Consider the following 6,588-nt stretch of genomic DNA (forward strand, 5'->3'; position numbering starts at 1 on the left):
GCCGCCGCGGCGGGCCGCGAACCGGGGCGGCGCCAGCACCTCGCCCTCGGCGGGCGCGGGCCGGCTGGTCCCGGGCACCCAGGCCGTACCGCCCCAGTAGCGGACGAAGCCGGGCACCGAAGGGTCGGGGTAGTAGCCCGGTGCGGGGCCGACGGCCGTCTCCTCGCCGCCGGCGAAGGGCCGGTCCGTCATGGGGGTCTTCTTTCCTCGCAGGGCCGATGCGGCGCGCCCGGCGGGGGCGGTTCGCGCGACAACGGCTCGGGCGACCCGGGTGGCTTCGCCGTCGGCGCGCGCGAGGGTACCGCCGGATGGGCGGACAGTCGCCGGGCAGTCACAAAGGGTAGTACCTCGGAAGCGCCGAGATGGGAAATTGGCCATTCCCGGGACAACCCGGGCCTGCCCGGGGTAAAGGCGGGGGCGCAGACGCCTCTCCGCGCGCCCCGTCCCGAGCGGTCACGCCCCGCGGCCGGGTGCCCCCTCGCCCGCGCCCGCGGAAGCGGAAGTCGCGAAGAAATCGGAGAAATCTCGGAAACGCGTGTAAGAACGCCCCCGCGCCGCGCTCTCCAAGGACACAGGGCCCAAACCGGGCACCGGCCGCAGACAGAGAGGAACGATCATGGAGCGCCCGACGAGCGTGGTCGAGCACGAACTGGAGCTCAACCTGGTACTCTCCCCCGAGCACAGCGTCCCCGTCCCGGCCCGGCTGTCCTACGGCAGCCACGACCCGTACGCCGTGCACATCACCTTCCACCTGGACACCGGCTCGCCGGTCACCTGGGTGTTCGCCCGCGAGCTGCTGGTGGAGGGCACCTTCCGTCCGTGCGGGCAGGGCGACGTGCGGATCTGGCCGACCCGGTCGGGCCGGCGCAGCGTGCTCTGCATGGCGCTGAGCTCGCCGGCCGGGGACGCGCTGCTGGAGGCGCCGCTGCCGGCGGTGGCCGCGTGGCTGGAGCGGGCGCACCGGCTGGTGCCGCCGGGCAGCGAGCTGGCCGCGCTGGACATGGACGGCTCGCTCGCCGAGCTCCTCGCGTGACGGACGGCACCCGGCGTAACCCCGCCACCCGGCGGGACGGTCCCCACGCCGGCCACCGCCTCCGCAGGCAGCACGGCCCCCGGCCGGGCGCCCGCGACGACTCAGCGGGCCGCGGGGGCCTGCTGACGGTCGTGCGCGGAGCCCGGGCGGCCGCCGCCGTCCCGCTGGCCGGGCAGCCGGACGAGCGGCGCACCGGCGGAGCGCCGCCGCGCCCTGGTCCGTAGCGCGGCCGCCAGCAGGAAGCAGATCCCGACCAGGGGGTAGACCGAGGTCGGGATCTGGCGCAGCGGCCCCATGTGCAGGACGGCCGCGCCCTGCGGCTTGGCGGCCCACATCCCGAAGGAGAGGAAGGCGACCAGCGTGGCCCCGAAGGCGGCGCGCCAGCGCACCTTGCGGACGGCGGCCGGCCGGGCGTGCTCGGCCGCCGCCTCGCAGGCGAGCAGGACGAGCACGGGCACGCACCAGACCCAGTGGTGGGTCCAGCTGATCGGCGAGATGAGCACCGCGGTGACGGCGGCGCAGCAGACGCCCCACGCCTCGGCGCGCGGCAGCCAGCGGGCGCTGCCGGCGGCCCAGGCGGCGACGGCGAGGCCGGCCACCGCGACCAGGCCGGCGCCCAGGGTGGCGGCGGTGCCGGGGTCGGCGGTGTGCAGGAGCCGGGCGAAGGCGCCGCGGACCGACTGATTGTCGACGATCTGGGTCTTGCCGACCCGCGAGGAGTCGTAGAGGTACTTGGTCCAGAAGCCCCAGGTGGCGTCGGGCAGTACCAGGGCGCCGGTCAGGAAGGTGCCGAGGAAGGTGAGGCCGGCCACGAAGGCGGCCCGGATCCGGCCGGTGATCAGCAGGTAGACGGCGAACAGGCCGGGGGTGAGCTTGATGCCGGCGGCGATGCCGATCGCGACGCCCTTGCTGCGGCGGCCGTCCGGGCGGGTGAGGTCCCAGAGGATGAGGCAGGCCAGGGCGAGGTTGATCTGGCCGTAGCGCAGCGTGGTGAAGACGGGTTCGAGCCAGACCCCGCCGCCGGTGACCAGGATCACGCCGAGCGGGCGCAGTTCGCGGCGCGGCCAGCCGACGAGCTTGAACGACAGGTGGGTGAGCAGGGCCAGCAGTCCGAGGTTGCCGAGCGTGATCACGATCCGGAGGAGCGGCACCGGGAACCAGGTCGTCGGCACGAACAGCATCGCGGCGAACGGCGGGTAGGTGGCGGGCAGGTTCCACTCGGTGACCCGCAGGCCGTAGAGGTCCTCGCCGTCGGCCACCGCGGCGCCCTCGGCCCGGTAGACGATCATGTCGACCATCGAGGTGTGGACGAAGTGCCGGACCACCGCGTAGACCACGAGGGACAGCAGTGCCACGGCGGAGACGGCCAGCAGGGGTCGGCGCGGCGCCTCGCGCAGGGCTCGCACGGGCGCGCCGAGGGCGTCCTTGAGGCGGTCCGACAGGGGGGCGGGCGCGGGGTCGGGTGCGGTCCGCACCTGGCTGCGCTCGTCTTGCACCGCTGTCACTGTCCGCTCCGTCCACCGCTCGACCGACCAGCGACGATACCGGATGGCCGCCGGGCGGGCCCGGGGACGGACGGCTACGGAGAGTAGCCAAATGCCCCGGTCGGCCGTGCTCCGTTGCGGGCGGAGCACGGACGGCCGGGGTCCCGGGGAGGGCCGGGTGAGGGGTGGAGCGGCTCAGCCGGTGTAGGCGCCGAGGGCCCGGGTGAAGTCCTGCGGCTGCTGGACGATGCTGCTGCAGGTGGCGTCGGCGAAGGCCTTGGCGCCGCCCTCGCAGGCCTTGTCGCGGGTGCCGGACCACATCGACAGCCAGGCCAGGTGCTTGGACTTGGCGAAGTCGGCGAGCTGCTTGGCGTCGGCGACGGTGAAGATCTCGCTGGCGACGTCGTTGACGCCGATCATCGGGGTGACGGCGACCTTGCGCCAGGCGGCGGCGTCGTCCACGCCGAGCACGCTCTTCACCTGGGCCTGGGTGGCGGTGGCGGCGGCGATGGCGTACTTGCCCATCTGGCCCTGCGGGTTCGGGGCGACGCCGTCGCCGAAGTCCATCGCCATGATGTTGACCGCGCCGATCGCGACGCCGTTCTTCTTGGCGTCGGCGACCAGGTCGACGCCTTCCTGGGTCAGGCCGGAGGGCAGTGCGGGCAGGGTGAAGGAGACGTCCAGGGCCTTGCCCTTGGCGGCGGCGTTCTTCTGCAGCTGCGCGATGGCCTGGGCGCGGCGGGTGTTGGCCGCGGTGTTGCTGATCGCGCCGCCCTCGACGTCGAAGTCGACCTTGGTCAGGCCGAAGGTGTCGACGGTCTTCTGGTAGACGGCCGTGAGGTCGGCCGCCGAGGAGCAGGCGAGGGCCAGTTCGCTGCCGTTGGCGCCGCCGAAGGAGACCCGGACGTCGCCGCCGATCGCCCGCAGCGCGCCGATCTGGGCGGCCACCGCGTCGGCGGAGAGGTCGCTGACGCCGCCCCACTTGGGGGTGCAGCCGCCGCCGGAGACGACGAAGGCGAGGTTGACGTTCTTCACGCCGGTGGCCTTGGCGCTCGCGACGAGGTCGTACGGCGGGTAGAGCGAGGTGTCGACGTACGGGGCGAAGCCGGCGCCGGTGGCCGGGGCGGGGGTGCCGGTCGCGGTCGCGGTGGGCGTCGGGGTGGCGGTCGCGGTGGGTGCCGGGGTGGTGGGCTTGACCGTGGCGGTCGGGCTCGGCGGCGCCGTGGTGGGCTTGGTGGTCGCGGTCGCGGTCGCGGTCGCGGTGGGTGCCGTGGTCGCGGTCGGCGAGGCGGTGGGCGTGCCGGTCGGCCGGCCCGAGGGGGTCGGCGGGGTGCCGTCGCCGGCCTTACAGGAGACGTTGTTGATCAGGCAGTTGGCGGGCTCGGCCTGGGCGGCGGCGCCGGCGCCCTGGGCGACGAAGCCGACCACCACGCTCTTGCCGGGCTCCAGGCGCTTGTTCCAGGACTCGGCCTTGACGGTGATGTGCCGGCCCTCGGCGGTGAAGGTGGCGTTCCAGAGCGAGTCGATCTTCGCCCCGTCCGGCAGGTCGAAGCTCAGCGTCCAGTTCTCGATCGCGCGGCTGTCCGGGTTGCTGACCAGGTACTGGCCGGTGTAGCCGGAGTCCCAGGTACTGGTGCGGCTGTAGACGGCGCCGAGCGAGGCGGCACTGGCCGAGGAGGCGAGGACGACGACACCGCCGGCGACCAGCGCGGCGGCCACCGCCGAGGCTCCGAGGACGACGCCCTTGCGGCTGCGCCGGCGGCGCCCTGAACGGCGGTTGGGCTGGGTCGTCATGTGCGCGTACCTCCGTTTGGGGGTACCTCCCGCCCGGAGGGTGGGGGAGGCAGCTGGAACCGGGGCCGGCCCGGCACCGGGTCCGTGGACCGGGTGCGGGTGGCGTGCCCCGGCTCGGTCGGGTGACCGGCGCGGACGACGCTAGTGGTGCCGGACGGCCGAAAACGCTCCCCTCAGCGAGGGGTACAGCTCTCTTAGGGCCGGCTTAAGGAAGAGGGGCCGGCTCGCGCCCGGCGCCGCCGTTCAGCGCTGGAACAGGACGCCGCGGCTGCGCCGCCGGCTGGTCCGGGCCCGGGTGCGGTCGGTCCGCGGCCGGAGCCGCAGCCGGATCTCCGCGCCGCCGAGCACGGCCGAGCGGCCGAGCGCGAGGTCGCCGCCGGTGGCCTCGGCGAGCTTGCGGACGATGTCCAGGCCGAGGCCGGTGGAGCCGTCGCCGCCCTGGCCCTGGCCGCGCTGGAGGGCCGAGTCGGGGTCGGTGAAGCCCGGCCCGGCGTCGCCGACCAGGACGATGACCGCGCTGTCGGTGACCAGCACGTCCACCGAGAAGGCGGTGCCGATGGCGGTGTGCCGGAACACGTTGCCGAGCAGGGCGTCCACCGCGGCGGCCAGGTCGCCGCGCTGCACCGGCACCGGGGCCGGCGCGTCGGCTCCGGCGAGCTGCCAGCGGCGTCCCTCGTCCTCGGCGAGCGCGGACCAGAAGCCGACCCGTTCCCGGATCACCTCGGCGGCGTCACAGCCTACGGTGACGGCGGGCGCGTCCTCGGGGGCGCGGCGGGCCGAGCGGATGATCTGGTCGACCTCGCGCTCGAGTTGGGAGACGGCGTGCCGGGTGGCGTCGGCGGCGTCGCCCTCGCCGAGCGAGGCGGCGTTGAGCCGCAGCACGGTGAGCGGGGTGCGCAGCCGGTGCGACAGGTCGGCGGCCAACTCGCGTTCGGCCGCAAGCAGTTGGACGACGCGGTCGGCCATCGCGTTGAACGCCTGGCCGGCTTCGCGGAGTTCCTCGGGGCTGCCGGTGCTCTCCCCATCGTCGACCGGCACCCGGACGGCGAGGTCCCCGGAGCCGAGCGAGCGGGCGGCGGCGGCCAGCCGGCGGGCGGAGGCGACGATCCGGGCGCCCATCCGGTCGGCGACCAGGACCGAGATGGCCACCAGCGCCAGCGCGACCGCTGACAGCACCAGCCAGGCGGTGGCGACGCCCCGGGTGAGGTCGCCGTCGGCGACGAACACCTCGACCACGGCGGTCCGGCCGGTGTCGACGGCGACCGGCTGGAGCAGGGCGTAGCCGCCGGGGACCTCGACGGTGAAGGAGCGGCCCTGGCCGCCCGCGGTGGCCACGTCGTCGGCCGAGGCGCGGGCCTCGCCGATGGTCACGCCGCCGTCGGGGCCGACCATCGCCGTCCCGGCCGACGTCCCGCCGGCCGCCGCGCCCGGTGCGGCCGGCAGCGGGAGGTGCACCGCCATCCGCCGTTGGGCGCCGGCGTCGGTGCTGGCCACCGCACGGGCGATGGCGTCCTGGCCGGTGGTGATGGCGAGGGCCGGGCCGAGCGCCGCCGCCTGGCGCTCGGCCGCCGTGAACGAGCGGTCGCGGGCGGTCTGTTGGACCATCAGGCCGAGCGGGATGAGGAAGGCCAGCGCGACCATGGTGGTCCCGGCGACGGCGGCCTTGATCAGGGCCCAGCGCAGCGAGTGCCCGAACCGCCTCACGTCCGGTGCTCCGCGGGCGCGGGCCCGGGTCCGGCCGGGTGCCCGGGCGCCTCCAGCCGGACCCCGACGCCGCGCACGGTGTGCAGGTAGCGCGGGTCGGCCGCGGTCTCGCCGAGTTTGCGGCGCAGCCAGGAGAGGTGGACGTCGATGGTCTGGTCGCCGCCGTAGGTCTGGCGCCACACCTCGGCCAGGATCTCCTTGCGTGGCACCACCACGCCGGGGCGGGCGGCGAGGAAGGCCAGCAGGTCGAACTCACGGCGGGTCAGGTCGAGCGCCCCGCCGTCCAGGGAGGCCTCGCGGCGCTGGAGGTCGATGGCGAGCCCGCCGACCCTGAGCACCTGGGCGACCGGCGCGGCGCCGCCGCCGAGCCGGCGCAGCACCGCGGCCATCCGGGCGCTGAGGTGTTCCCCGGAGAAGGGTTTGACCAGGTAGTCGTCGGCGCCGTCGTTGAGCAGCCTGACGATCTCGGCCTCGTCGTCCCGGGCGGTGGAGATGATCACCGGCACGTTGGTCAGGCCGCGGATCATCTTGAGCGCCTCGCTGCCGTCCAGGTCGGGCAGGCCGAGGTCGAGG

The 6,588-nt window shown here is 75.2% G+C and carries 6 protein-coding genes; 1 reads left to right on the forward strand and 5 read right to left on the reverse strand.

All coding sequences use genetic code 11. The annotated features are described in order from the left end of the window. A partial coding sequence (locus ABZ885_RS32940; protein ID WP_360196879.1) for a DUF2510 domain-containing protein occupies window positions 1-192 on the reverse strand: 192 nt, incomplete at its 3' end. 424 nt (window positions 193-616) lie between these two features. On the opposite strand from ABZ885_RS32940, the gene ABZ885_RS32945 reads away from it, so the two are divergent. Next, window positions 617-1,033: an SsgA family sporulation/cell division regulator gene (locus tag ABZ885_RS32945; protein ID WP_360196882.1), complete on the forward strand. Its 417-nt coding sequence runs from the start codon at window positions 617-619 to the stop codon at window positions 1,031-1,033. Window positions 1,034-1,134: 101 nt separating this feature from the next. On the opposite strand, the gene ABZ885_RS32950 is transcribed toward ABZ885_RS32945, so the two are convergent. The 4 genes from ABZ885_RS32950 to ABZ885_RS32965 all read right to left on the reverse strand — a co-directional run. Next, the gene (locus ABZ885_RS32950) at window positions 1,135-2,538 is read right to left on the reverse strand and encodes a glycosyltransferase 87 family protein (RefSeq protein ID WP_360196885.1); all 1,404 of its coding nucleotides are present in this window, start codon (window positions 2,536-2,538) and stop codon (window positions 1,135-1,137) included. A gap of 174 nt (window positions 2,539-2,712) precedes the next feature. Then, entirely contained in the window at window positions 2,713-4,311 is a 1,599-nt protein-coding gene (locus ABZ885_RS32955; RefSeq protein ID WP_360196888.1) for a cellulose binding domain-containing protein, read from the reverse strand. Window positions 4,312-4,554: 243 nt separating this feature from the next. Continuing rightward, window positions 4,555-5,994 carry a HAMP domain-containing sensor histidine kinase gene (locus tag ABZ885_RS32960; RefSeq protein ID WP_360196895.1) on the reverse strand — a complete coding sequence of 480 codons (1,440 nt, stop codon included), beginning with the start codon at window positions 5,992-5,994 and terminating at the stop codon, window positions 4,555-4,557. A 17-nt stretch (window positions 5,995-6,011) separates the two neighbouring features. Then, window positions 6,012-6,588: response regulator transcription factor (locus tag ABZ885_RS32965; protein WP_360196891.1), on the reverse strand; the 577-nt coding region annotated here is incomplete at its 5' end.

This window comes from Kitasatospora sp. NPDC047058 (assembly GCF_040643935.1).
In the GTDB taxonomy this organism is placed as follows: Bacteria; Actinomycetota; Actinomycetes; order Streptomycetales; family Streptomycetaceae; genus Kitasatospora.